The organism is Lentiprolixibacter aurantiacus (genome assembly GCF_026241225.1).
GTDB classification, from domain to species: Bacteria; Bacteroidota; Bacteroidia; order Flavobacteriales; family Flavobacteriaceae; genus Lentiprolixibacter; species Lentiprolixibacter aurantiacus.
The window spans coordinates 106,857-131,354 of sequence record NZ_JAPFQP010000002.1; the positions used below are offsets into that span (position 1 = coordinate 106,857).

At 45.1% G+C, this 24,498-nt stretch carries 21 protein-coding genes; 11 read left to right on the forward strand and 10 right to left on the reverse strand.

Annotation, left to right across the window (positions count from 1 at the left end; all coding sequences use genetic code 11):
• Positions 1 to 52: 52 nt before the first annotated feature.
• Positions 53 to 1,399, forward strand: coding sequence for a M24 family metallopeptidase (locus tag OO016_RS07545; protein WP_266012121.1), 1,347 nt, complete (start codon positions 53 to 55; stop codon positions 1,397 to 1,399).
• Here the strand turns inward: OO016_RS07545 and OO016_RS07550 are convergent, their stop codons facing one another.
• Entirely contained in the window at positions 1,400 to 3,028 is a 1,629-nt protein-coding gene (locus tag OO016_RS07550; RefSeq protein WP_266012123.1) for an acyl-CoA carboxylase subunit beta, read from the reverse strand.
• A gap of 75 nt (positions 3,029 to 3,103) precedes the next feature.
• On the opposite strand from OO016_RS07550, the gene OO016_RS07555 reads away from it, so the two are divergent.
• The 3 genes from OO016_RS07555 to ettA all read left to right on the forward strand — a co-directional run bounded on the left by OO016_RS07555 (position 3,104) and on the right by ettA (position 6,088).
• Entirely contained in the window at positions 3,104 to 4,084 is a 981-nt protein-coding gene (locus OO016_RS07555) for a Gfo/Idh/MocA family protein (RefSeq protein WP_266012125.1), read from the forward strand.
• Between the two features lie 73 nt (positions 4,085 to 4,157).
• A complete protein-coding gene (locus OO016_RS07560; protein ID WP_266012127.1) occupies positions 4,158 to 4,340 on the forward strand; it encodes a CAL67264 family membrane protein in 183 nt (60 codons plus the stop codon).
• Between the two features lie 53 nt (positions 4,341 to 4,393).
• A complete protein-coding gene (gene ettA, locus OO016_RS07565) occupies positions 4,394 to 6,088 on the forward strand; it encodes an energy-dependent translational throttle protein EttA (RefSeq protein WP_266012129.1) in 1,695 nt (564 codons plus the stop codon).
• On the opposite strand, the gene OO016_RS07570 is transcribed toward ettA, so the two are convergent.
• Entirely contained in the window at positions 6,085 to 6,867 is a 783-nt protein-coding gene (locus OO016_RS07570; protein ID WP_266012131.1) for an MBL fold metallo-hydrolase, read from the reverse strand. The genes ettA and OO016_RS07570 overlap by 4 nt on opposite strands.
• 174 nt (positions 6,868 to 7,041) lie before the next feature.
• Between OO016_RS07570 and OO016_RS07575 the strand changes: the two genes are divergently transcribed.
• The gene (locus OO016_RS07575) at positions 7,042 to 7,929 is read left to right on the forward strand and encodes a DUF8428 domain-containing protein (protein WP_266012132.1); all 888 of its coding nucleotides are present in this window, start codon (positions 7,042 to 7,044) and stop codon (positions 7,927 to 7,929) included.
• 91 nt (positions 7,930 to 8,020) lie between these two features.
• Here the strand turns inward: OO016_RS07575 and fumC are convergent, their stop codons facing one another.
• Entirely contained in the window at positions 8,021 to 9,418 is a 1,398-nt protein-coding gene (gene fumC, locus OO016_RS07580) for a class II fumarate hydratase (RefSeq protein ID WP_266012133.1), read from the reverse strand.
• 152 nt (positions 9,419 to 9,570) lie between these two features.
• Here fumC and OO016_RS07585 point away from each other — a divergent pair, with 152 nt between their 5' ends.
• Positions 9,571 to 9,744, forward strand: coding sequence for a hypothetical protein (locus OO016_RS07585; RefSeq protein WP_266012134.1), 174 nt, complete (start codon positions 9,571 to 9,573; stop codon positions 9,742 to 9,744).
• Positions 9,745 to 9,790: 46 nt separating this feature from the next.
• Here OO016_RS07585 and OO016_RS07590 read toward each other — a convergent pair whose 3' ends face one another.
• From OO016_RS07590 to prfB, 4 genes are all read right to left on the reverse strand, one after another.
• Complete coding sequence (locus OO016_RS07590; protein WP_266012135.1) at positions 9,791 to 12,313, reverse strand: TonB-dependent receptor; 2,523 nt, start codon at positions 12,311 to 12,313, stop codon at positions 9,791 to 9,793.
• Positions 12,314 to 12,796, reverse strand: a complete 483-nt coding sequence (locus OO016_RS07595; RefSeq protein ID WP_266012136.1) for a hypothetical protein — start codon at positions 12,794 to 12,796, stop codon at positions 12,314 to 12,316.
• Positions 12,797 to 12,935: 139 nt separating this feature from the next.
• Positions 12,936 to 13,277, reverse strand: coding sequence for an arsenate reductase (glutaredoxin) (gene arsC, locus OO016_RS07600; RefSeq protein WP_266012137.1), 342 nt, complete (start codon positions 13,275 to 13,277; stop codon positions 12,936 to 12,938).
• Positions 13,278 to 13,308: 31 nt separating this feature from the next.
• Positions 13,309 to 14,410 (reverse strand): peptide chain release factor 2 gene (gene prfB, locus OO016_RS07605; RefSeq protein WP_266012138.1). Its coding sequence is split into 2 segments (ribosomal slippage): positions 13,309 to 14,346 and positions 14,348 to 14,410, totalling 1,101 coding nucleotides; the frame shifts between segments, so codons are not numbered across the junction.
• Positions 14,411 to 14,495: 85 nt separating this feature from the next.
• Here prfB and OO016_RS07610 point away from each other — a divergent pair.
• Together OO016_RS07610 and OO016_RS07615 are read left to right on the forward strand one after the other, a co-directional pair.
• Positions 14,496 to 16,919: a zinc-dependent metalloprotease gene (locus tag OO016_RS07610; RefSeq protein WP_266012139.1), complete on the forward strand. Its 2,424-nt coding sequence runs from the start codon at positions 14,496 to 14,498 to the stop codon at positions 16,917 to 16,919.
• Positions 16,909 to 17,931: a threonine aldolase family protein gene (locus OO016_RS07615; RefSeq protein WP_266012140.1), complete on the forward strand. Its 1,023-nt coding sequence runs from the start codon at positions 16,909 to 16,911 to the stop codon at positions 17,929 to 17,931. Before OO016_RS07610 ends, OO016_RS07615 begins: the two co-directional genes overlap by 11 nt.
• Here OO016_RS07615 and OO016_RS07620 read toward each other — a convergent pair.
• Positions 17,926 to 18,249 (reverse strand): YegP family protein, encoded by a 324-nt coding sequence (locus OO016_RS07620; protein ID WP_266012141.1) that lies wholly within the window; start codon positions 18,247 to 18,249, stop codon positions 17,926 to 17,928. The genes OO016_RS07615 and OO016_RS07620 overlap by 6 nt on opposite strands.
• A gap of 27 nt (positions 18,250 to 18,276) precedes the next feature.
• The gene (locus OO016_RS07625) at positions 18,277 to 18,603 is read right to left on the reverse strand and encodes a YbaB/EbfC family nucleoid-associated protein (RefSeq protein ID WP_266012142.1); all 327 of its coding nucleotides are present in this window, start codon (positions 18,601 to 18,603) and stop codon (positions 18,277 to 18,279) included.
• Between the two features lie 139 nt (positions 18,604 to 18,742).
• On the opposite strand from OO016_RS07625, the gene OO016_RS07630 reads away from it, so the two are divergent.
• The 3 genes from OO016_RS07630 (at position 18,743) to capB (ending at position 23,288) form a co-directional block, all read left to right on the forward strand.
• Entirely contained in the window at positions 18,743 to 20,797 is a 2,055-nt protein-coding gene (locus OO016_RS07630; protein ID WP_266012143.1) for a S9 family peptidase, read from the forward strand.
• 67 nt (positions 20,798 to 20,864) lie between these two features.
• Positions 20,865 to 21,905 (forward strand): cysteate synthase, encoded by a 1,041-nt coding sequence (gene capA / locus OO016_RS07635; protein WP_266012144.1) that lies wholly within the window; start codon positions 20,865 to 20,867, stop codon positions 21,903 to 21,905.
• Positions 21,906 to 22,028: 123 nt separating this feature from the next.
• The gene (capB, locus tag OO016_RS07640; RefSeq protein ID WP_266012146.1) at positions 22,029 to 23,288 is read left to right on the forward strand and encodes a cysteate-C-fatty acyltransferase; all 1,260 of its coding nucleotides are present in this window, start codon (positions 22,029 to 22,031) and stop codon (positions 23,286 to 23,288) included.
• A 2-nt stretch (positions 23,289 to 23,290) separates the two neighbouring features.
• On the opposite strand, the gene OO016_RS07645 is transcribed toward capB, so the two are convergent.
• Complete coding sequence (locus OO016_RS07645) at positions 23,291 to 24,409, reverse strand: GTP cyclohydrolase (protein ID WP_266012148.1); 1,119 nt, start codon at positions 24,407 to 24,409, stop codon at positions 23,291 to 23,293.
• Positions 24,410 to 24,498: the final 89 nt, after the last annotated feature.

A 24,498-nucleotide genomic window follows, 5' to 3' on the forward strand; every position in this document is an offset into this window, starting at 1 on the left:
CTGCCAAATATTAACCACTTCTATCCAATAAAGTATACCGAAAATATTCATTATGAATAAGATACTATTACTTCTGTTTTGCAGCATAAGCTGTATTGTTTATGGTCAGCATATCCTACCTGAAGAAGATCGAGCACGAGTGGTTGATGAGCTTCTGGAAGAGCGTTTCAGGGACGTATTACCTCGAATAATGGATGCCACGGAAATCGACATGTGGATATTGATATCCAGGGAATACAATGAAGACCCCGTGCTTCGGACGATGCTTCCGGCCACGTGGCTCAATGCCCGCAGACGAACCATCCTGGTTTTTTACCGCGATAAGCAAAGGGATACCACAGAACGTTTGGCAGTGGCGCGGTATAATATTGGCAGGAGTATTCTCTCTGCCTGGGACAAGGAAAAAGAGCCAGATCAGTGGAAAAGGCTCATACAGATTATTCAGGAGCGTAATCCTGGGAAGATTGGCCTTAATTACTCAGATGATCACAATATTGCAGATGGGCTTGATAAGACAGACTACGATGCATTTATGAAAAGGCTACCGTCAAAATTCAGGAAGCGGGTAGTTTCTGCAGAGCAATTGGCCGTGCGCTGGATAGAAACACGCACAGAAAGGGAAATGGTAATTTATAACCAACTGGTAAGCCTGACCCATGAGATTATTGCAGAAGCTTTTTCAGAAAAGGTGATAACGCCCGGGGTAACAACCACCACGGAAGTAGAATGGTGGTTTCGGCAGAAAGTTACGGACCTGGGATTGGAAACCTGGTTCCACCCAACCGTTGATGTGCAGCGTACGCAGGAAAAATTAGTTTCCCATCTGTATTCTTTTTCCGGCAGACCGGAAGACATGGTGATCTTACCCGGGGATCTTTTGCATTGCGATTTTGGGATCACTTATTTGAGGCTTAATACCGATTGCCAGGAACTGGCCTATGTGCTTAAACCCGGTGAAAAGGAAGCGCCTGAATTTCTCAGGGATGCCCTTAAGGATGGTAACCGGGTACAGGACTTCCTGACAGAAAATATGATCGCCGGGAGAACTGGCAACCAAATCCTGTCTGTAGCACTAAAAGCAGGTAAGCAAGCCGGATTAAGGCCGGCCATTTACACCCATCCGCTAGGAAGTTACGGGCATTCTGCAGGCACTACGATTGGTATGTGGGATTCACAGGGAGGGGTCATGAAAGATGACGGTGAGAATTACCCCCTTAATCCCGATACTGTCTATGCTATTGAACTGAACACTACAGTCTACATCCCTGAATGGAAACGCGATATACGGGTAATGCTGGAAGAAGCCGGCTATTTTGGCAAGGAAGGGTTTCGCTACGTAAACGGAAGGCAAACTGAACTTCTGCTAATTCCCAGGGTAAGCCAGCATCTGGGTAATTGATTATACCTGTAATACCCCCATATTAAAGGGTTTTGTTATAGGCGACTGGTTGGCTGCCTCAACACCCATGGATATCCATTTGCGGGTTTCCAGGGGGTCGATAATGGCATCAGTCCACAGATGTGCCGCCGCGTAATAAGGGGAGATCTGATGGTCGTAGCGCGCTTTGATCTTGTTGAACAGCTCCGTCTCTTTTTCTTTGGTTATGGTCTTCCCCTGTTTTTTCAGGGTCGCTTTTTCAATCTGCAGCAGTACCTTGGCAGCGGAATTTCCACTCATTACTGCCAGTGCTGCACTGGGCCAGGCAACAATTAGCCTGGGATCATACGCCTTACCGCACATTGCATAATTTCCTGCACCGTAGCTGTTGCCGATAACCACAGTGAATTTAGGCACTACAGAATTACTTACCGCGTTGACCATTTTGGCTCCGTCTTTAATAATTCCGCCGTGCTCACTTTTGCTTCCCACCATAAATCCGGTTACATCCTGCAGGAATACCAGTGGGATTTTTTTCTGGTTGCAGTTGGCAATAAAACGTGTGGCTTTGTCGGCAGAATCGGAATAAATCACTCCTCCAAAGCGCATTTCTCCTTTTTTTGTCTTGATTACTTTCCTTTGGTTGGCAACAATTCCAACCGCCCATCCGTCTATCCGGGCATAACCTGTTAGGATGGTTTTTCCATAGCCCTCCTTATACTGCTCAAATTCAGAATTGTCTACCAGGCGTTTGATAATATCCAGCATGTCATAGGGTTCTGATCGGGAAATAGGCAGAAGCCCGAAGATCTCATCTGGGTTTTCACTGGGCAGGGCAGGCTTTTCACGGTTAAATCCGGCATTCTGTGGCGCACCCATTTTATCAATGAGATTTTTAATGGTCTCAAGGGCGTGTTTGTCGTCCTTGGCCTTGTAATCCGTTACCCCGCTTATTTCGCAATGGGTGGTTGCCCCGCCAAGGGTCTCATTATCCACATCTTCCCCAATAGCTGCTTTTACCAGATAGCTTCCTGCAAGAAATATACTTCCGGTTTTGTCCACGATCAATGCTTCGTCGCTCATAATGGGGAGATAGGCACCACCAGCCACGCAACTCCCCATTACGGCAGCAATCTGGGGAATGCCCATACTGCTCATCACGGCATTGTTGCGGAAAATACGCCCGAAATGTTCTTTGTCCGGAAATATCTCATCCTGCATGGGCAGGTAAACGCCTGCACTATCTACCAGGTAGATAATGGGTAAACGGTTTTCAATGGCTATCTCCTGTGCACGAAGGTTTTTCTTGGCGGTGATCGGGAACCAGGCTCCGGCTTTAACGGTAGCGTCATTGGCAACAACTATGCATTGCCTGCCGCGCACATAGCCGATGACTACGACCACGCCACCCGAAGGACAACCACCGTGTTCTTCATACATCTCATCGCCTGCCAGGGCTCCGATTTCTATTTGATCTGATTTGGGGTCGAGAAGGAACTCAATGCGTTCCCTTGCTGTTAACTTGCCCTGTGCGTGGTGTTTTTCAATCCTGCTTTTTCCTCCGCCTTCTTTAACCTTTTTCAGCTTTCTTCGCAGTGAACTTAGCTGTAATTTATTGTGATCTTCGTTTTTATTGAAGGTGATATCCATATCTTCGTACTGGTTCGAAATCGACCTTAAAGATACGGACTAATATTCATTAACCCTGGTATAAATTATAAGGAGATGTCTACTGAAATTCGTTGGGGGATTGTAGGTCTGGGAAAGATAGCTGATACTTTTGCCCGTGATCTGGCACTGGTCCCTGAGGCTGCTCTAACTGCGGTTGCCTCCCGTGGCCTGAAGAAAGCTGAAGCATTTAAAGAAAAGCACAAGGCAGTCTACGCTTTGGGCAGTTATGAGGAATTGTTCAACTGTCCCGAGGTGGATGTTATTTACATCGCAACCCCTCATTCCCATCACGCCCCTCTGGCCCTGCGTGCTATGGAGTGCGGCAAGCATGTACTTTGTGAAAAGCCCATGGGTGTAAACCGGGAGCAATCATCCACCATGCTCAATATGGCCAGGGAGAAAAAGGTGTTTTTTATGGAGGCCCTGTGGAGCAGGTTCATGCCGGCAATTGTGAGGGCAAAAGAACTTGTGGACTCCGGCGCCCTTGGAGAGGTCCGCTATATTCATGCAGATTTTGCTTTCTATGCGTTGGATCGCGATCCGGAAGGAAGGCTGTTGAATCCGGAGTTGGCCGGGGGGTCTTTGCTGGATATTGGGATATACCCGGTTTTCCTGTCTTATATGCTACTGGGTAAACCTGAAAAAGTGCATGGCGTTTCTCGCTTTCACCAAACGGGTGCTGAGATAGAAACCAGTATGATTTTTGAATATGACGGAGCCCAGGCACTGCTGTTTAGTGGTCTCACCTGCAATTCGGAAATGAAGGCCATGATTTGCGGCACCAAAGGAACCATTTATGTACATCCCCGCTGGCATGAATCCCAGGAACTGACACTGCAGCTTGGAGATGAAGTACATTCGCTACCACTGCCCAAGTTGGGAAAGGGATATGTACACGAGATTAACGAGGTGCACAATTGCCTTAATAAGGGTCAGTTACAAAGTGAATTATGGAGTCATCAGAATAGCCTGGACCTCATAGAGCTACTGGATTTAGTGCGTTCCCAGAACGGTATTCGATTTCCATTCGAATAAACAAAAGGTCAGCCACTAGGGCAACAATCATCGAAAATTACGATATTTGGTGTTTCACTAAACTAACAGCTCTATGGGAATGAATAAGAACACGGTCCTTGCCTGGGCCACCTTTATTATGATTTTTGTTGGAATTGGTCTTATTGCACTAGGTGCTTTTCGCTATGATGAGGTTGCGGGCTGGGGTTTTGCCTCCGTAGGGATTGGTTTTTTTGCTATTGCCTGGGTGTTTAATGCCTTGAAAGGGCGGGTATAGTAGAACTTCCAATACTTTTCATTTTAACTTTTTAACAAAATAATCTTTATTAAATGTCTGACGATAAGAAGGTTATATTTTCTATGGCAGGGGTTACTAAAACCTATAAGAATGCCAATACGCCGGTACTTAAAAATATTTACTTAAGCTTTTTCTACGGGGCTAAAATCGGCATACTGGGGCTTAATGGTTCCGGTAAATCAACATTGTTGCGAATTATTGCCGGCAGGGATAAGAACTACCAGGGGGATGTGGTTTTTTCACCTGGCTACAAGGTAGGATTGCTGGAGCAGGAACCTGAGCTGGATCCGGAAAAAACAGTTCTGGAAGTAGTCAGGGAAGGAGTGGCCGAAACAGTAGCTGTACTTGATGAATACAATAAGATCAACGATATGTTTGCCCTTCCGGAGGTTTATGAGGATCCGGATAAAATGGAAAAGCTGATGAATCGCCAGGCCGCACTGCAGGATGAGATAGATGCCTCAAACGCATGGGAATTGGATACCAAACTCCAGATAGCCATGGATGCGTTGAGAACACCTGAGCCAGACAAACAGATCAAGGTACTTTCTGGCGGTGAGCGAAGGCGCGTTGCTTTGTGCAGACTATTGCTGCAGGAGCCCGAGGTATTATTGCTGGATGAGCCTACCAACCACCTGGATGCGGAATCTGTGCACTGGCTGGAACACCATTTGGCACAGTATAAAGGCACAGTGATTGCTGTTACACACGACCGTTATTTCCTGGATAACGTTGCCGGATGGATTCTGGAACTGGACCGTGGTGAAGGCATCCCATGGAAAGGCAACTACAGCAGCTGGCTGGATCAAAAAGCCAAGCGCCTGGCCCAGGAAACCAAGGAAGCATCCAAGAGGCAAAAAACCCTTGAACGCGAGCTGGAATGGGTACGGCAGGGTGCAAAGGGCCGTCAGGCAAAGCAAAAGGCACGTCTTAATAATTATGACAAGCTTCTGAATCAGGATCAGAAGCAACTGGTGGAAAAACTTGAGATTTATATCCCGAACGGACCCAGATTGGGAACTAATGTTATTGACGCCTCTGGGGTAAGCAAGGCATTTGGTGACAAGCTACTTTACGAGGATCTTAACTTTAAGCTGCCTCAAGCTGGTATTGTAGGCATAATTGGCCCCAATGGAGCAGGTAAGACCACGATATTTAAAATGATCATGGGTGAAGAGGACCCTGATAAAGGGGAGTTTGCTGTTGGCGAAACAGCCAAGATCGCCTATGTAGACCAGAGTCATTCCAATATTGACCCAAATAAAACCATATGGGAGAACTTTAGTGATGGTCAGGAATTGATAATGATGGGGGGTAAGCAGGTGAATTCAAGAGCCTACCTGAGCAGATTTAATTTTTCGGGTAGTGAACAAAATAAAAAGGTAAGCATGCTTTCCGGTGGTGAGCGAAACCGTCTCCACTTGGCTATGACCCTGAAGGAGGAAGGAAATGTTTTGCTGCTGGATGAACCTACAAACGATTTGGATGTGAATACTTTGAGGGCACTGGAGGAAGGACTGGAAAGTTTTGCCGGTTGCGCCGTGATTATTTCCCACGACAGGTGGTTCCTGGATCGTATCTGTACGCATATCCTGGCTTTTGAAGGGGATTCACAGGTGTATTTCTTTGAAGGATCCTTCTCAGAATACGAAGAGAACAAGAAAAAACGCCTGGGCGATGATATCATGCCCAAGCGTATTAAATACAAAAAGTTGATCCGGGATTAAAACGGAAGATTGGGGTACCAATCCAACTGTACAACTTTGATTTCTGGATCCCCAGCAGCAACCAGCTCTTTGAATCTGGCTACATCACTTACATCAGGGTTTCCCCTGAAATGGTAGGGGTATACTTCTCTGGGCTTAAATTCCAATACTGCATCGGCGGCGCTTTCCACAGTCATGGTGTAAGGGAGGTTCATGCAAACAAAGGCCTTGTCAATATCCTGCAGGGCGCGCATTTCCGGTATATCCTCGGTATCCCCTGAAAAATATAAGCGCATCCCGTCTTTACTCAGCACATAGCCATTGCCCCGTCCTTTGACGTGGAATTTCAGGGCTTCCTCCCTTAGATTGTACATGGGAATTGCCTCAACAGTTATTCCAAAGCGTTCTTTTTCGTCTCCATTGCTTAAGACGTCCACCTGAGTAGCAAATGTTTCAGGAAGTTCATCGGCTACAGCCTGTGGGACTATTATTTTTGCCTTTCCCGTATCCAGTCCTTCCAGAGTTTCAACATTGAAGTGATCTCCATGGAAATCTGTTATAAGGATAAGGTCTGGTTTCGGATAGCCTTTAAATCTATCAGCACCTCCCACAGGGTCTATGTAAAGGGTATGTTCACCCCACTTCAGAACCGCCGTAGCGTGTTCAACAGGATATATTTTCAAGGCTTCAGTTTCTGTCTGGGCTGCATTATCACCTTGTACTGCATCGCTTTTTTCAGTTTTTGCGTTTTGCTTGCAACTACACAACAAAACCAGGCAAATAATTGTGAAATACTTCATTAAATACGGCATTTAAGTTCGTATGTAAAAGTACGTCATTATCTATTTTTTAAGGACGATTTGTATTTTTTTTAAGGTTGAGAAATCTAAATGGGCAGGTATTGCGTATATAGACTGACAGGAACAAACCTGTACACATAAACAAGACAAGAACATAATTAATTTATTTACACTATGACGGAGCAAAAAAATAACAATGGATTAAAGGTTATTGCCGGCCTTTTAGGGGTTATTCTACTCGGTACCATAATCTACACTGTTAGCCTTTATCAGGACAAGAAAAAAACCACTACCGCACTTACCAAGGAGAAAGAACTGGTTGTGGAGGACTTAAATAGCCTTAAATCTGAATACGATAAGGCTATTCTGGAGAGCAATGCAACCAATGAGGAATTGGTTATTGCCAGGGACAGAATTGCCAAGTACATCGATTCTGTTGAAACAATGAAAGCCGACATATCTGCTTTATCTCGTTACAGAAGGCAGGTTAGAGTACTAAGAGCTGAGCGAGAGCAATTGCTTAAGCAGGTAGATTCCCTGACCCAGTCTAACGCCCTGATTGCGATGCAAAGGGACAGCACGTTTACCGAGCTGGAAAAGCAAACTGTATTTAACGATTCACTTGTTGTTCAGAATACACAACTTGCTGCCGCCGTAGAGCGCGGATCTGCTTTGAATCTATCCAGTTTTACGGTAGATGCCGTTCGTGAGCGTAGCAGTGGAAAACTTGTATCAACGTCAAGAGCCCGTAGTACAGATAAATTCAAAATCTGTTTTACCGTTGCTGATAATATTATCGCCGAGGCCGGAGATCGTGAATTCCTTATTGAAGTATTGGATCCTCAGGGTAATATCCTCGGAGGTGGTCTTTCCAAAACCACAGAAGAAGGTGCTTCTGTAAGCTACAGCAAGGGTACAAACTTCTATTATGAAAACAATTCGCTGGATGTATGTGATTATATCAATAAACCAGCGGGAGATTTCCAGAAAGGAAACTACATGGTCAATGTATATGATGACCGTTTAAAATTGTTGGGAACTTCCAAGTTTACTTTGAAGTAGGACTTTAGTTAGTTAGTTAGTTTGAAAAAGGGGCACTGTTTAGTGCCCCTTTTTTATTTCCACAGCGGAATACCTGGAAGGTCTGAAGTCCTTATTTAAGGGATCCTACCATTTCTTCCGGCTTAACCCATTCGTCGTACTCTTCTGCCGTTACATACCCGAGGTTGATGGCTTCCTCTTTAAGGGTGGTGCCGTTTTTGTGTGCCGTATTGGCGATCTCAGCCGCTTTGTAATAACCAATCTTAGTATTCAATGCCGTTACAAGCATAAGCGAGTTGGAAAGCAGCTTCTGTATAACTTCCTGATTGGGTTCTATGCCCACCGCACAGTTCTTTTCAAAACTCACACAGGCGTCACCGATTAATTGGGCGGATTGGAGGACATTGGCGGCCATAACAGGTTTAAATACGTTGAGTTCGTAGTGGCCCTGGGTACCTCCCACCGTAACGGCCACATCATTGCCCATAACCTGGGCGCAGACCATGGTAAGGGCTTCGCATTGGGTTGGATTCACTTTGCCGGGCATTATGGAACTACCGGGCTCATTTGCCGGAAGGATAATTTCCCCAATGCCGGATCGTGGACCGGAGGCGAGCATACGAATATCGTTTGCAATTTTATTAAGGGAAACAGCGAGTTGCTTCAGGGCACCGTGTGTTTCCACCAGGGCGTCATGGGCTGCCAGAGCTTCAAATTTATTAGCAGCAGTTTTAAAGGGATGCCCGGTGAAATCCGCAATATATTTAGCAACTAACACATCGTAACCTGAAGGTGTATTCAAACCGGTTCCTACTGCTGTTCCTCCCAGTGCCAGTTCGCTAAGGTGTTCCAGGGTATTTTTCAGCGCCTTCACACCATGATCCAGTTGGGCTACATACCCTGAAAATTCTTGTCCCAGGGTCAGTGGAGTGGCATCCATGAGGTGGGTGCGCCCAATTTTTACAATCTTCTCAAAAGCTTTGGCTTTGTCATTAAGTGTATCACGAAGCTGGACCACACCGGGGATGGTATTCTCCACCACCTTTTTGTATATGGCTATGTGCATGCCTGTTGGAAAGGTGTCATTAGACGACTGGGACTTGTTTACATCGTCGTTAGGTGTAAGCACCTTTTCTCCTTCTCCTATAGCCCCGCCTGCAAGCACCTGGGCCCTGTTGGCAATAACTTCATTTACATTCATATTGCTTTGGGTGCCAGAGCCGGTTTGCCAGATGACCAATGGGAATTGCTCATCGTGCTGCCCGTCAAGGATCTCATCGCAGACCTGGGCAATTAGGTCGCGTTTGTTCTCTGGTAAAACGCCCAGTTCACAGTTGGCAAAAGCAGCCGCTTTTTTTAAATAGGCAAAGCCGTAGATGACTTCCAGTGGCATGGAAGCCGCAGGGCCAATTTTAAAATTATTCCGGGAACGTTCCGTTTGGGCACCCCAGTACTTGTCGGAAGGGACCTGTACTTCGCCCATAGTGTCCTTTTCTATTCTAAAACTCATAGATCGCGTATTTTTTGGTCTTTACAAAGTTAGGGTATATGCCTTTCTTAAACGAGCGGCGGCCCTATTTTTGATACCTGATAATTTTTTTTGAACCGATTTGACTTTATTGTACTTTTCACTATATCTTTGTGCCCATAACAATACACACTATGTTTGATTTTGACCAGTATTTAGGATTTCTTGCCTTCCTCACCATAGTTACAATTGGTTTCTGGCTGATGATGTTTTTACTATTGTTTGTAATCCCGTACTGGGTTACCGGAAATATCCGTGAAATGTTGAAAGAAAAACGCGAGGCCAAACGAGCCAAGCGGGAAGCATAAAAAAAGAAGCCATCTGGCTTCTTTTTTGTTTCATATAACTCTTTGCTTATCTGGACGAACCTTCAAATTCAAAATCGTCGTCCCCTCCGTTTCCGTTCCTTCTTCGACCATTACGCTGATCCTGTTGCTCGTTGAAACGATATAGAAATGACATGGTTATCTGCCGTTCCCTCCACTGGAATTCACTGTAGGTAAATACGTTGTCGGTCCGCACTTCGGAACGACGTTTCCTGGAGTTAAAAAGGTCACTTACATTAAGGGACAGGGTGGCCTTGTCTTTTATGATGTCCTTGCTGAAGGCCAGGTTTGTACTCAGGATTCCCTTATTCTCGCTTTGTGCATTTCTTGTAGGGCCCCTGTAAAATACATTAGATTGAAAATCAATCTGGTAGGGCAGGGGTATCTTGGCGCTTACCCGGGTGAACCAGGTAAAATTGTCCGCATCAAAATTCTGTGTGACCTCCTCGCCCAGGAAATTTGTAAAGGTATAATCCCCACGTATATTTTGTTGAAACAGGTTCAGGTTCCAGGTTAGCCTCCAGCTTCTCTTGGGAACATAGGTAGTGGTAAACTCCCACCCAATGCGTTCATCCGTTGCCAGGTTAACGGGTGTCCTTCGCTGTACTGGCACGAGTACCGGATTACCAGGATCATCAGGATTTTCAATCTCTACAAAATCGCCTGTTTCCTGCTGTATAAACTGGAACACTCCGGTAGAACGATTATAGTAAGCTGACGTGTTGAAGGTCAGTTTTTCCCAACGTTTCAAATACCCGAAATCGAAAGCATTGGTGTATGTGGGGTCAAGGTCGGGGTTTCCCTGGAACAAGTTGGTGTTGCTGGACCGCGAAGGGAATGGGTTGATAAAACGGTTTCTCGGGCGGCGCAATCTTCGGCTGTAACTCAGGGTAAGTTGTTCCTCTTGTGAAAATTCATAGCCCAGGAACAGGGAAGGAAACCAGTCAACATAGTCCTTATTATCCACCTCTCCTGTATTGACCAGTTCTATGCCAATATCAGAGGCTTCCATCCGCAAGCCCCCAAGTATATTGAACTTGTTAAACTTAGAGCCCAGCTGGGCATAGGCCGCATTGACGTATTCCTTATAGTTGAGCTCGTTGCTGAAGTTCGGATCTACATCCAGGTTACCGTCCTCGAGTATACCAAAATCAAAATCAGTATTGAAATTATTGAAAGTACCACGGTATCCCAGTTCAAATTGCGACTGGTTGTCTTCCCCGAATGGCAAAACATAATCAAATTGAACCAGCTGGTTCTCCTGGGTTTCATCATTGATGGTCTGCTCGGTAGGCAGATTGATGTTCTCACCCAGAACTACCTCATTGATAATCGAATTCTCAATTTCGTTACCTCTGGAGTACTGGTAATCTGCCGTAAGGATGTGACCATCTCTTTTGAAACGTTTGACAAAATTTACGGAATACTGCACCGTTTCGTCCTCATTGTCTTCATTGGTAAACCGATTCCTTTCAATGGTAGGATTTAGAGCGGCATCGAAATTAAAAAAATCAATATTCGTTTCGCTGTTTCCACCCCTGCTGCGTATTACTAGGGAATTAGTAATGCTGCTGGTATCATCGAAAAAATATTCAAAGCCTACATTGGTATTAAATCCATCACTTTGTCGCTGGTAATTGCGTATTTCGTCCTGGAAACTTGCTGTTGTGCCATCGGGGTTCAGGTTCTCCTGTTCAAAAAGGGCGTTACCTGGTGCATCCCTGTATCGGTAGGTTGTATTTGTGAAGATGTTGAATTTTTCTCTTCTGAGGTTCAGGCTCACGGCACCTCCAAAGTTATCGGGAGTACCGGCAAATACATTGACAGATCCATTTAAACCGGCTGTTTTACTTTGTTTAAGTACAATATTCAGGATACCTGCTGTCCCTTCTGCGTCATAACGAGCGGATGGGTTGGTTATTACTTCCACTTTTTCTATGGCTTCTGCAGGCAGCTGCTGAAGGGTTTCCGGATTTAAACCGGATAGGGCCGAAGGTTTTCCATTGATCAGGATACGGACACTTTCATTACCCCTGAGGCTGATATTGCCCTCCACATCCACAGTTACCGAAGGAACATTGTCCAGTACGTCCGTAACAGAGCCCCCTCTTACGGTAAGGTCAGATCCTACATTGTACACTTTTTTATCCAGGCGGAGCTCTACCGTAGTACGTTCACCAACAACCTCTACTGCCTCCAGTTGTTCTGCATCTATTCCCAAACTGATATTTCCCAGGTCTGTAGAAGCCCGGAAGGTTTGATTTGGAAGTTCATAAGTTTTATACCCAAGGTATTCTACACGCACATTATACTGACCTGGAAATGTCTCCACGCTGAATTTTCCCGAGCTATCCGTGATACCCCCGGTAATGAGGTCTGGCCTTCTTACGCTTTGCAAGACCAGTGTGGCATATTCAAGTGGCTGACCGGTTTCCTGGTCAAACACTGATCCAGTGACGGTGATGGATTGAAGACGATTTTGATTTTGAGGGCGTTGGCTATTAGCGAGGCTAAATACGAGAAGACTCGCTAGAATTAGAATATACTTCATCTAAATTTCTGAATCAGAATTATTCTTGTTGTTTTTCTTCTTCTTCCTTTTTTTCTTATCCTTTCTTTTAACCTGAAATCTATTTTTCTGAAGTTCCTGGAAGGCGAGAAATTTGTCTTCAGGAAGGCCTGCTTTTAATTCTTCTTCCTGATTTTTCTGGATTTTTTCTATACTCTCGCGCATCTTATTTGGTTCCAGCTTTAACAACTGCAATTCTATGCGCTGTTGAACATATTTGGTGAGTATACTACTAACTACAGCCTGTTCAAATTCATTAAGGTTCAGGGCCTCGGTAATTTTGGGCATTTCCTGTTCCACAATCTCAGGTGCAGTAAGTGCTTTGGGTTCCTGCTGCTGCACCGGACCGGCGGGAGCCATGTTCCGTTGCCTGCCGAAGCGATTGCCCATGGTCTGGGCATTTAGGTTAGAGATACCTAGTAGCAGTATAAAAAGGCCGATTAGTATTATTCCGTTATATTTCATTACCCCTCATTCTTGGAGTGTAAAATTAGCAGAAGGTTTAACGCTACTCGGTTAATTGTTTGTTAAAGCGCACATTGAAATTCGCAATATCGCTATTGGGATAGTCGATATCACTACCGGATAAAAAGTCGGGGATGTACTACAGCAGCTCGTTTATTTTATCCGCTGGGCGGGCTATCACGGCCTTATTGCCCATAAGTACAATGGGTCTTTCTATCAGTTTGGGGTGTTCGGCCAGCGCAGCTATCAGCTGGGAATCGCTGAGTTCCTTACCCTTGTAATCACTTTTCCAGATAGCTTCATTTTTACGCACCAGGTCTATAGGGGAGATGTTAAGTGCCTTAAGTAATGCCGTGATTTCCTCCCTTGTCAGCGGATTGTCCAAATAGCGGACTATTTCAAATTTTTCTCCTGATTTTTCAAGGAATGCGAGCCCTTCACGGGATTTACGGCAGCGGGGGTTATGATAGATTTTAATCATTAATTTAGGTAATGAATGTTCGTTTTAATAATCAGGCTTCTTTTTCCTTTTGCCCCATCATCATGAGGTAGGCTTTTAGAAATGCATTGAGGTCACCATCCATAACGGCATCCACATTTCCGGTTTCCTCACCTGTGCGGACATCCTTTACGAGCTTGTAAGGGTGCATCACATAATTACGGATTTGCGACCCCCATTCAATCTTCATTTTGGACGATTCTATGGCGTCTCTTGCCTCCTGCTTTTTCCGGAGTTCTATTTCGTAAAGCTGGGACTTCAGCATTTTTAGGGCGGTGGCACGGTTATCATGCTGGGACCGGGAATCGGAACAGGAAATTTGTATACCCGTGGGTTTATGGACCAGCTGAACCTTGGTTTCCACCTTGTTGACATTCTGTCCTCCAGCACCGCTGGAACGCGCAGTGGTTATTTCGATATCAGAAGGATTAATCTCAATTTCAATGCTGTCATCCACCAGAGGATAAACATAAACAGAGGCAAATGAGGTATGGCGTTTGGCATTGCTGTCGAAAGGTGAAATTCGCACCAGCCGGTGTACCCCATTTTCTCCCTTCAACCATCCGAAAGCATAGTCCCCATCAATCTGCAGGGTTACTGTTTTAATACCCGCTACATCACCTTCCTGAAAATTGAGTTCTTTAACCTTGTAGCCGTTTTTCTCACTCCACATCAGGTACATACGCATAAGCATAGCTGCCCAGTCGCAGCTTTCCGTACCTCCGGCACCTGCCGTTATCTGCAAAACAGCCACCATATCGTCACCCTCTTCCGAAAGCATGTTCCGGAATTCCAGGTTTTCAATAGCAGTAAGGGCTTTATGGTATTGTGTGTCTACTTCCCCGGCATCAACTTCGCCTTCCTTGTAGAATTCGAGTAAAACCTCCAGGTCATTGGTCAGGGTCATACCCGCTTCAAAATCGGCAACCCACTTCTTTTTCTTCTGCAAAAATTGCATATGCTCCTGGGCTTTTTTGGGGTCATCCCAGAAATCAGGAGCTAAGGTTTTTTCCTCTTCGTTCTCTATTTCAATGCGTTTGGCATCTATGTCAAAGATACCTCCTTAGCGCACCAAGGCGCTCCATGAGATCTTTATACTGATCTGTAGTAACCATGCTTTTTTACTTTCCTCAAAAATACGCTATAAACATGGTTGAGCAACCAAATTTGCATAAATTTAAAATTTCAACACGGAACGCTATGAAGACATTGACCATCTGTAAATTCCTACTACTATTTCCATGCCTGTCCCTTACTGCACAATTTTCTAGTAACAGTAAGGATTACCAGAAATTCCAGGGTTTTTTCAACTACTATCACGATGATAAAAACGACCGCATATATCTGGAGGTAGAAGACCTGGAGAAAGATTTCCTTTATGTCTATTCCCTCAGCAGCGGCATTGGAAGCAATGATATTGGCCTGGACCGTGGTCAATTAGGGAACGAACAGGTTGTGTTTTTTGAAAAGGCCGGAAACAAGCTCTTGTTGGTACAACCTAACCTCAGGTTTCGGGCCATTACAGACAATGCGCTGGAAAGCAAGGCCGTAGAGCAGGCCTTTGCCAGATCCGTGCTCTATGGCTTTCCTATAGAGGAAGAAATCAACGATACCTTCATTATTGACATTACGGATTTCCTGATGCGTGACGCTCATGGGGTTGCTGCCCGACTAAAAAACTCCGGACAGGGTACTTATACCCTGGATAAGTCCCGCAGCGCTATGGCCATGGATCGAACGCGAGCATTTCCCAAGAACCTGGAGTTCGATTTTACCCTGACCTTCAAGGGCGAACCCAAAGGCCGCTACATCAGTTCTGTGACCCCTAATCCCAACCTGGTTACGGTTGCGCAACATCACAGCTTTATTGAACTGCCCGATGACAATTATAAAAAGCGTGAATTTGACCCCAGAAGTGGGTCTTACCCCTTTTCTTATTACGACTATGCCACACCTGTTGAGGAGCCTATCCTGAAACGCTTTATTACAAGGCACCGGCTGGAGAAAAAAGATCCTTCTGCGGAGGTAAGTGAGGCTGTTGAACCCATAATTTACTACCTGGATAACGGCACCCCTGAGCCTGTCCGCTCAGCTCTTCTGGAAGGTGGACGCTGGTGGAATGAAGCTTTCGAAGCCATTGGCTTTAAGAATGCCTTTCAGTTGAAGATGTTGCCGGATAATGCGGACCCACTGGATGCCCGCTATAATGTGATTCAATGGGTACACCGGTCTACCCGGGGCTGGAGTTATGGCAGTAGCATTACTGACCCACGCACCGGTGAAATCATCAAGGGACACGTTAGCCTGGGCAGCCTGAGGATACGCCAGGATTTTATGATTGCACAGGCTTTGATGAATCGCCCTTATGCCCAGCGGGATGATAATCACCAGCCCATGCTGGAACTGGCATTGGCCCGTATTCGTCAGCTATCTGCACACGAAATCGGGCATACGCTTGGTTTTACGCACAATTTTGCAGCCAGCACAAACAACAGGGCCTCAGTGATGGATTATCCCCATCCTAATTTTGAAATCCGCGATGGCAACATCGATTTCTCCAATGCATACGATACCGGAATAGGGGAATGGGATAAGGTTACAGTGGCTTATTCCTATTCCCATTTTCAATCGGGGACAAATGAAAAACAGGCACTGAATGCCATACTGGATCAGGCCAGAGAAGACGGGTTGCGATTTATATCCGACCAGGATGCGAGGCCCATGGGCAGTGCGCACATCTTAGCGCATTTATGGGATAATGGAGAACAGGCTGCGGATGAGCTGGAAGAGGTACTGCAGATAAGAAAGGTGGCCATATCCAATTTTTCAGCTGAGAATATCCCTTCCTATCAGCCATATACGGTTCTGGAAGACGTCTTTGTACCCCTGTACTTTTTCCACAGGTATCAGACAGAAGCAGCTACAAAAGTAATTGGAGGTATGGATTACAACTACGCGGTCCGGGGGGACAGACAGGGAATTTGGAAAATGGCAGACAAGGACCTGCAGGAAAGTGCTTTGCAAAGTATTCTGAAAACCCTCGATGCCAGTGAAATAGCAATCCCCCGGGAGAAATTACCGCTGTTTCCGCCCAGGGCTATAGGCTACAACAGAAGTCGGGAATCTTTCAGGGGAAAGACTGGGGTAAGCTTTGACGCCCTTTCTGCAGCCGAAACTGCAGCCGATATGACACTGGGATTTTTGCTCCATCCGGAACGTGCTTCCCGCCTTGTTCATCAAAAAAGCCTGGAATCCAAACAGTTGGGATTAAAGGAGGTTATGGAAAAAACGGTGGAAGAAACCATTTTTAAAGAAGAGAAAGATTCCTACCTGGCCGAAGCACAGCACATTATAAACTATAGAGTCCTGTTCCATATTATGAACCTGGCCCAGCACGAAGATGTGCACCCGCAGGTCAATGCGCTGGCCCATGAACAGCTAAAGAGTTTGAGGGCGTCCCTGTTAAAGTCCAGGGCAAATGGTACTGCTGTGGAAATGGTAAGGAGAATAGATCGTTTTTACAGCGACCCTGAAGAGTTTAAAGTGATACCCTCGCCAAAGATACCCGATGGCTCGCCTATTGGAATGGACTGTTTTACACCTTATCAAACACATGGAGATTAATCTGATTAGTGATACGGTTACGCGTCCCGGGAAGGGAATGCTGGCCGCAATGATGGACGCTGAAGTTGGGGATGATGTCTTTAAGGCCGATCCCACAGTAAACGCACTGGAATCCGAGGCTGCTGCTATGTTCGGCAGGGAAGCTGCGCTGTTTTTTCCCAGTGGTACAATGACCAATCAAACAGCAATTAAACTGCATACAAATCCGGGTGACCAGCTCATTTGCGACCACTACGCCCATGTTTACAATTACGAGGGCGGAGGAGTGAGCTTTAACAGCGGGGTTTCCTGTAAACTGATTGAGGGTCAACGGGGTATGATTACCGCCACCCAGGTAGAGAAGGCAATCAATCCACCGGATTTTTATCACAGCCCGTTAACCCGACTGGTATGCATTGAGAATACTACAAACAAAGGAGGAGGCGCTTGCTGGGATTTTGAAGAACTCAAGCGAATAAGGAAAGTGTGTGATGCTCACGGGCTTTCCTATCACCTGGACGGTGCCAGATTGTGGAATGCCATGGTGGCCAAAGGGGAAACTGCAGAGCAGTATGGTAGAATGTTTGATACCATAAGCGTTTGTCTCAGTAAGGGATTGGGATGCCCGGTTGGTTCACTGTTAATTGGTGATCGGGAGCATATTGATAAAGCCCTTCGGGTAAGAAAGATCCTGGGAGGGGGCATGAGGCAGGTCGGTTACCTGGCTGCTGCAGGTTTATATGCTCTTAGGAATAACATCGAAAGGCTGGTGGAAGATCACAATAAGGCCAGTGAGATAGGGCAAACCCTTTCAAAATTGGAATTTGTAAAAAAAGTGGAGCCGATAGAAACAAACATTATAATCTTTGAGGTTGAAGAGAAAATAATAACAGCTGAATTATTCACCGAAACCCTGAAGAAAAACAATATTCATATTATCAGTATGGGGCAGGGCAAATTACGTATGGTAACGCATCTGGACTATACAGGCGCCATGCATAAAGAGCTCTTAAAAAGGCTAACGTCCTTATAAAATTTCATCCTCAGGAATGTCCTGTATGCGTTTTAACAGGTGTTTTATCCCGTTCTCCATACCTGCCTCGGATGAGAAAAGTCCGCTTTTTCCGACGATCTTCCCCTGTTTATCCCTCAAGCTGAACAAGAATTTTCCGTTGTAGTTGGTCTTTCGTTCTACACGAATGGATCTTTCCGATGCAGGAATTAAGCGTCTCAGGGATTCACGGGCTTCCTTTTCGCTTTTGTAATCCACACTATTCAGGAGGGTTCGGCCCTGCATGGTTTTTAGCAGGAAGCGGTAAGTGTTTTCTTTTTCTTTTCGGATTTCGTACATCTCTAAAAGTTGCGCAATGCGAGCAATTTATTTAAGAAAGGCATCCATGCCAGGTATATTAGGCATTCCTTCCTTGGCAACCGCAGCCAGTTCTTGTTCGTGGATCTGAGTGGCTTTATCAATGGCCTTATTCAGAGTGAGAACCAGATAATCCTCGAGTTGTTCCTTATCGGCAAGGAGTTGGTCGTCAATTTCAATTGCCTTGATCGTCCTGTTTGCGGTTAAAGTGACAGAAAGGAGTCCATCTGAGGAAGCTTCCTGAATGCTTACGGAATTCAACCTCTCCTTTGTAGCTTTTACTTTTTCCTGGGTTTCTTTTAGTTTACCCATCATGCCCATCAAATCTCCAAACATATTATTGTGATTTAGTTGAACCCAAATTTACTAATTTGTTGCTCAAATGTAAATCATGCGATCAACTCTGAAATTCGTTTCCATATTGGCATTAAGTAGTATTTTAGCCGCCGCATGTCAAAATCATAAAGGTAACCAAATGGCCAGTACGCCTCCTAAAGCAAAAAAAGTAGAGAAAGCACTTACTATTCACGGAGACACCCGTATTGATCCTTATTACTGGTTAAACGAACGGGAAAATCCTGAAGTTATAGCATACCTGGAACAGGAAAATGCTTATTACCAGGCGGCTACGGCCCACACAAAGGAGTTTCAGCAGCTGCTTTTTGATGAAATGAAATCCCGTATAAAGGAAGATGATTCCTCTGTTCCTTACAGACTGAACAATTACTGGTATGCTACACGATATGAAAAGGGCAGGGAATACCCTGTTTACACCCGAAGGGCCGGTTCATTGGATGCGCAGGAGGAGATCATGTTTGATTGCAATGTGCTTGCCGAAGACCAGGAATACTTTAACCTAAGGGGTATTTCCATAAGCCCGGACAACACATATGCAGCTTTTGGTATAGATACAGTTTCAAGAAGGCAGTATCAGATTCAGGTCAAAAACCTGAAAACTGGTGAGGTTTATGAAGACAAGATAGAGAATACAACCGGAACGTCTGTATGGGCCAATGACAACAAGACCCTCTTTTATGTGAAAAAAGATCCGGTTACACTTCGTTCGGAAAAGGTCTATAAGCATATTCTTGGAACTCCTGCCGAACAGGATGAACTGGTGTATCACGAAAAGGACGCAACGTTTAACATATATGTTTACAAGTCCAAATCACGGGATTACATTATCATTGGTGCTAACAGTACCATGACTTCAGAATACCGTTTCCTCAGAGCGGATGATCCCAACGGAACTTTCCAGGTGTTCTCCCCAAGGGAACGTGGACTTGAATATTCGATTTACCATTTTGGAGACCATTTTTACCTGCTGACCAATAAGGATGGAGCTACCAATTTCAAATTGATGAAGACGGGCACAGACAAAACAAATTCGGAACATTGGCAGGAGTTCATACCGCATCGTGAGGATGTGCTTTTGGAGGACCTTGAAATTTTTAGCGATTACTATGTACTGGCCGAAAGAAACAATGGGCTAACCCACCTGAAGATCAACAGGTGGGATGGTGGTGAGGCTTATGAGATCCCCTTTACAAGTGAAACCTTTATTGCTTATCCCTATGTAAACCCCGACTATGATTCCAAAAAGTTCAGGTACGTTTACAATTCGCTTTCTTCCCCATACGCTATAATTGATTTTGATATGGAAGACCGCACTCAGGAAGTCCTTAAGGAACAGGAAGTACTGGGTGGAAAATTCAACAAAAAGAACTACAAAACAGAACGTGTCTGGGCCAAAGCCAGGGATGGCAGGGAAATTCCCATATCCTTGATTTACCACAAAGACACTCCCCTCGATGGAAGCAGTCCGCTTTTTCAATACGGATATGGTTCCTATGGGAGTACCTCGGACCCTTACTTTTCTTCTATCCGACTTAGTTTACTGGATCGCGGGTTTATTTATGCCATAGCTCATGTGCGGGGAGGGGAATACCTGGGCAGACCCTGGTATGAGGACGGAAGGTTGTTCAACAAGAAGAATACCTTTACTGATTTTATCGATTGCTCCACATACCTAATAAATACCCGTTATACTTCACCGGAACATTTGTATGCCTATGGTGGATCGGCGGGAGGTCTGCTTATGGGTGCCATAGTAAATATGGAGCCAGACTTATATAATGGGGTTATTGCTGCTGTGCCCTTTGTGGATGTGGTTACCACCATGCTGGATGATTCCATTCCGCTTACTACCGGGGAATACGATGAGTGGGGAGACCCCAATGATCCTGAGTACTACAAGTACATGAAATCTTACTCTCCCTATGATAACGTAAAAGCCCAGTCTTATCCCCATTTATTGGTGACCACAGGCCTGCACGATTCGCAGGTACAGTATTGGGAACCCGCTAAATGGGTAGCCAAACTGCGAGAATACAAAACAGACGACAATCAGCTTTATCTGGATACTAACATGGATGCCGGTCACGGAGGCGCTTCAGGTCGTTTTGAAGCCCTGAAGGAAACCGCCAAAGAGTTCGCTTTTCTGCTGGATTTGGAGGGAAAAATTCCCTAAATAAAAAAAGTGTAATTTTGTCCCCACAACCAGAGTACAATAGAATTGCATAATCTAACCAAGATATATGGCAAAATCGATTCAAGCGTACGATAACATCCTGCAACTTGTAGGGAATACTCCGCTTATCAGACTTAACGATATAGTTTCCAACTTTGATGGTAACTTTTACGCTAAAGTAGAAGGATTTAACCCCGGGCATTCTGCCAAGGACCGCATCGCTGTTCATATAGTTGAAGAGGCAGAGCGCAAAGGCATCCTAAAGAAGGGGAGTACAGTTATAGAAACTACATCAGGGAATACAGGGTTTAGCCTGGCTATGGTATGTATGATCAAGGGATATGATTGTATCCTGGCCGTAAGTTCCAAGTCTTCTAATGATAAGATAGACATGCTCCGTTCCATGGGGGCAAAGGTGTATGTTTGTCCTGCTCACGTGAGTGCAGACGATCCGAGGTCCTACTACGAGGTGGCCAAACAGCTGCACCGGGAGATCGAAGGCTCTATCTATATCAATCAATACTTCAACGATCTCAACATTGAAGCCCATTACAGGACTACAGGACCAGAAATCTGGGAGCAGACCAATGGTTTGATCACTCATTTGGTGGCTTGTAGTGGCACAGGAGGTACCATTTCCGGAACAGCCCGATATCTTAAAGAGCAAAACCCGGATATTAATGTTATCGGAGTAGATGCCTATGGTTCTGTTTTGAAGAAATACCACGAAACCAGGGAGTTCGACCATAATGAGATATATCCATACCGGATCGAAGGCCTGGGTAAGAATCTGATACCAACCGCAACGGATTTCGACATTATTGATTCTTTTATAAAAGTAACCGATGAAGAGAGTGCCCATACAGCGCGTGAAATTTCCCATAAAGAGGGAATTTTTGTGGGCTATACAAGTGGCGCGGTTATGCAGGCTGTAAAGCAGCTAGACGCCATGGACACTTTCACAGCAGACAGTAATGTGGTTCTGATATTTCCCGATCACGGCTCCCGCTATATGAGCAAGATTTACAGCGACAAATGGATGGAAGATCAGGGCTTCTTCGACAAGCAAAAGGCTGCGGAGGTCAAACCTGTTGAAGTAATACGCTGACCAACAGTATCCTAAACAATTTTTCTACCTTCAAATCAGCTTAATCCCTGTTAGGGATTGGCTAAATATTATTATGAATCCTAGGCAAAATTCTATATTTTTGCACCCATCAAACTAGGCTGAATGAGAGATTTATTTGACAGGATTATTGAGAATAAAGGTCCTTTGGGCCGATGGGCCTCACAGGCAGAAGGATACTTTGTTTTCCCAAAGCTGGAAGGGCCAATCAGCAACCGTATGAAGTTCCAGGGAAAAGATGTGATTACCTGGAGTATAAATGATTATCTGGGATTGGCAAACCTGCCTGAAATCAAAAAGGTAGATGGAGAAGCAGCCATGGAATACGGTGCTGCTTATCCCATGGGAGCTCGTATGATGAGCGGTCATACCGATTACCACGAAAAATTGGAGCAGGAGCTGGCTAAGTTTGTCAATAAGGAAGCAGCCTATTTGCTGAATTTCGGATATCAGGGAATTATGTCTGCTGTGGATGCCCTTGTCTCCAAAGATGATATCATAGTTTACGACGTTGATTCCCACGCATGTATTATTGATGGTGTTCGCTTGCATATGGGTAAGCGCTTTACCTTTAAGCACAATGACATTGACAGCCTGAGAAAGAACCTGGAACGCGCCACCAAATTAGCGGAACAAACCGGAGGTGGCATACTGGTTATTTCCGAAGGTGTTTTCGGAATGCGTGGAGAACAAGGAAAACTCAAGGAAATTGCCGCCCTAAAAAAGGAATTTAATTTCCGCCTTCTTGTTGACGATGCTCATGGGTTTGGTACTTTGGGCAAGACAGGTGCTGGCGCCGGGGAAGAACAGGGGGTACAGGACGATATCGATGTGTACTTCGCCACTTTTGCCAAGTCTATGGCGGGAATTGGTGCTTTCCTTGCAGCAGATAAAGAAATTATTGACTACCTCAAATACAACCTGAGGTCCCAGATGTTTGCCAAGTCATTGCCAATGATTTATGTGAAGGGAGCCCTCAAGAGACTTGAGATGCTCCGCACCAGGCCTGAACTCAAGGCGAAGTTGTGGGAAAATGTAAACGCCCTTCAAAATGGTCTTAAGGAAAGAGGTTTTGATATTGGCAACACTTCAAGCTGCGTTACACCGGTCTACCTGAATGGAAGTATCCCGGAGGCCATGGCTTTGGTTAAAGACTTAAGGGAAAACTTCGGAATATTCTGCTCAATTGTAGTATATCCTGTGATTCCTAAAGGGCTTATACTACTGAGGATGATACCTACCGCCACGCACACCATGGAAGACATTGCCGAGACTCTCGAGGCCTTCTCCTCAATACGGGAGCGCCTGCAGAAAGGGGTTTACAAGCGTTTGTCTGCTGCTGTAGCTGCAGCAATGGGAGAATAATTTCAGAGTTCTTTACGGTAGGTCCGTCGCTTCTTATAGATAACCGGGTCAAAATTCTTCCAAATCAAACGAGTAGCGATATTATCCTCTAACTCTGGCGTACGGTAACAGTACTCTATGCCTTTAGGCTCAAAGGTATCGTAGAACTCATTAAAGATTATAGCTGTAACCCCTTTTCTCTGGTAATCAGGATGGATACCGATCAGGTAAAAAATCATATCCTTGCTGTGGTTACGTGCTCTAAGTAAATGTATAAGCCCAAATGGAAATAACTTTCCCCTGGCCTTTTGAAGTGCTTTGGAATAGGATGGCATCACAATTGCAAAGGCCACTAGTTCATCGGATTCATTTACTACAAATTTGATGTATTCCGGATTGATAAAACTGAGATACTTCTTCTTGAAATACTCCCGCTGCAGGTCTGAAACGGGTACAAAGGAAGACAGCGCAGCATAGCTTTCATTGAAAAGCTCAAACATTTTATCCGTCCAGGGCATAATTTCCTCTGTCTTGGTAAAGTTCAAAGCTTTCAAACCATAACGTTTTTTTATCAAAACATTCGCTTTTCGAAACGTCTTGGGATCGGCGTTTCTGAAAGGAAATTTATTTTCATGGTATGTTTTTTCAGTTACGAAGCCCAACCTTTCATAGTGTTCCTTATAATATGGATGATTGTACCAGGTAACCATGGTTCCAATATGGTCAAATCCTTCAATCAGCACTCCCACTTTATCCAGGTTGGAAAAGCCTACAGGGCCTTCCACATATTCCAGCTGCTGCGACTTGCCTATCTCAATAACCTTTCCTATCAGGGCTTCTGACACCTCTGTATCGTCCACAAAGTCGAACCAGCCAAAGCGCATTTTCCGGATTTTCTGCTGATTTATTTCTATCCAGTTGATAATAGCCGCAATGCGCCCGACTATTTTGCCTTCTTTATAGGCCAGAAAAAACCAGGCATCAGCGTCATTGAAGATGGGGTTGACCTTTTTATTAAAGGTGTCCATCTCTTCTTTGATAATGGGAGGGACCCAATACGGGGAGTTTTTGTATAGCGCAAACGGAAATTTGACAAACTTTTTTAGTCCGCTTTTGGACTGCACTTCCTTTAGAGTAACCATACTTCCAATTTAGTACAGCCAATATCCGCAATATTTGGCAATACTAAAAATGACAGGACAATTTAAAGGTTAGCTGTTTTTTCTACCTG

Bases quoted from the DNA above. Each gene is read 5' to 3' on its own strand.
- fumC (WP_266012133.1), bottom strand. From the start codon at position 9,418: ATGAGTTTTAGAATAGAAAAGGACACTATGGGCGAAGTACAGGTCCCT.
- capB (WP_266012146.1), top strand. From the start codon at position 22,029: ATGAGAGATTTATTTGACAGGATTATTGAGAATAAAGGTCCTTTGGGC.
- OO016_RS07595 (WP_266012136.1), bottom strand. From the start codon at position 12,796: ATGAAATATAACGGAATAATACTAATCGGCCTTTTTATACTGCTACTA.
- OO016_RS07630 (WP_266012143.1), top strand. From the start codon at position 18,743: ATGGCCAGTACGCCTCCTAAAGCAAAAAAAGTAGAGAAAGCACTTACT.
- arsC (WP_266012137.1), bottom strand. From the start codon at position 13,277: ATGATTAAAATCTATCATAACCCCCGCTGCCGTAAATCCCGTGAAGGG.
- OO016_RS07625 (WP_266012142.1), bottom strand. From the start codon at position 18,603: ATGTTTGGAGATTTGATGGGCATGATGGGTAAACTAAAAGAAACCCAG.
- OO016_RS07610 (WP_266012139.1), top strand. From the start codon at position 14,496: ATGAAGACATTGACCATCTGTAAATTCCTACTACTATTTCCATGCCTG.
- OO016_RS07575 (WP_266012132.1), top strand. From the start codon at position 7,042: ATGACGGAGCAAAAAAATAACAATGGATTAAAGGTTATTGCCGGCCTT.
- ettA (WP_266012129.1), top strand. From the start codon at position 4,394: ATGTCTGACGATAAGAAGGTTATATTTTCTATGGCAGGGGTTACTAAA.
- OO016_RS07615 (WP_266012140.1), top strand. From the start codon at position 16,909: ATGGAGATTAATCTGATTAGTGATACGGTTACGCGTCCCGGGAAGGGA.
- OO016_RS07550 (WP_266012123.1), bottom strand. From the start codon at position 3,028: ATGGATATCACCTTCAATAAAAACGAAGATCACAATAAATTACAGCTA.
- OO016_RS07620 (WP_266012141.1), bottom strand. From the start codon at position 18,249: ATGTACGAAATCCGAAAAGAAAAAGAAAACACTTACCGCTTCCTGCTA.
- OO016_RS07545 (WP_266012121.1), top strand. From the start codon at position 53: ATGAATAAGATACTATTACTTCTGTTTTGCAGCATAAGCTGTATTGTT.
- OO016_RS07560 (WP_266012127.1), top strand. From the start codon at position 4,158: ATGGGAATGAATAAGAACACGGTCCTTGCCTGGGCCACCTTTATTATG.
- OO016_RS07645 (WP_266012148.1), bottom strand. From the start codon at position 24,409: ATGGTTACTCTAAAGGAAGTGCAGTCCAAAAGCGGACTAAAAAAGTTT.
- capA (WP_266012144.1), top strand. From the start codon at position 20,865: ATGGCAAAATCGATTCAAGCGTACGATAACATCCTGCAACTTGTAGGG.
- OO016_RS07555 (WP_266012125.1), top strand. From the start codon at position 3,104: ATGTCTACTGAAATTCGTTGGGGGATTGTAGGTCTGGGAAAGATAGCT.
- OO016_RS07585 (WP_266012134.1), top strand. From the start codon at position 9,571: ATGTTTGATTTTGACCAGTATTTAGGATTTCTTGCCTTCCTCACCATA.
- OO016_RS07570 (WP_266012131.1), bottom strand. From the start codon at position 6,867: ATGAAGTATTTCACAATTATTTGCCTGGTTTTGTTGTGTAGTTGCAAG.
- OO016_RS07590 (WP_266012135.1), bottom strand. From the start codon at position 12,313: ATGAAGTATATTCTAATTCTAGCGAGTCTTCTCGTATTTAGCCTCGCT.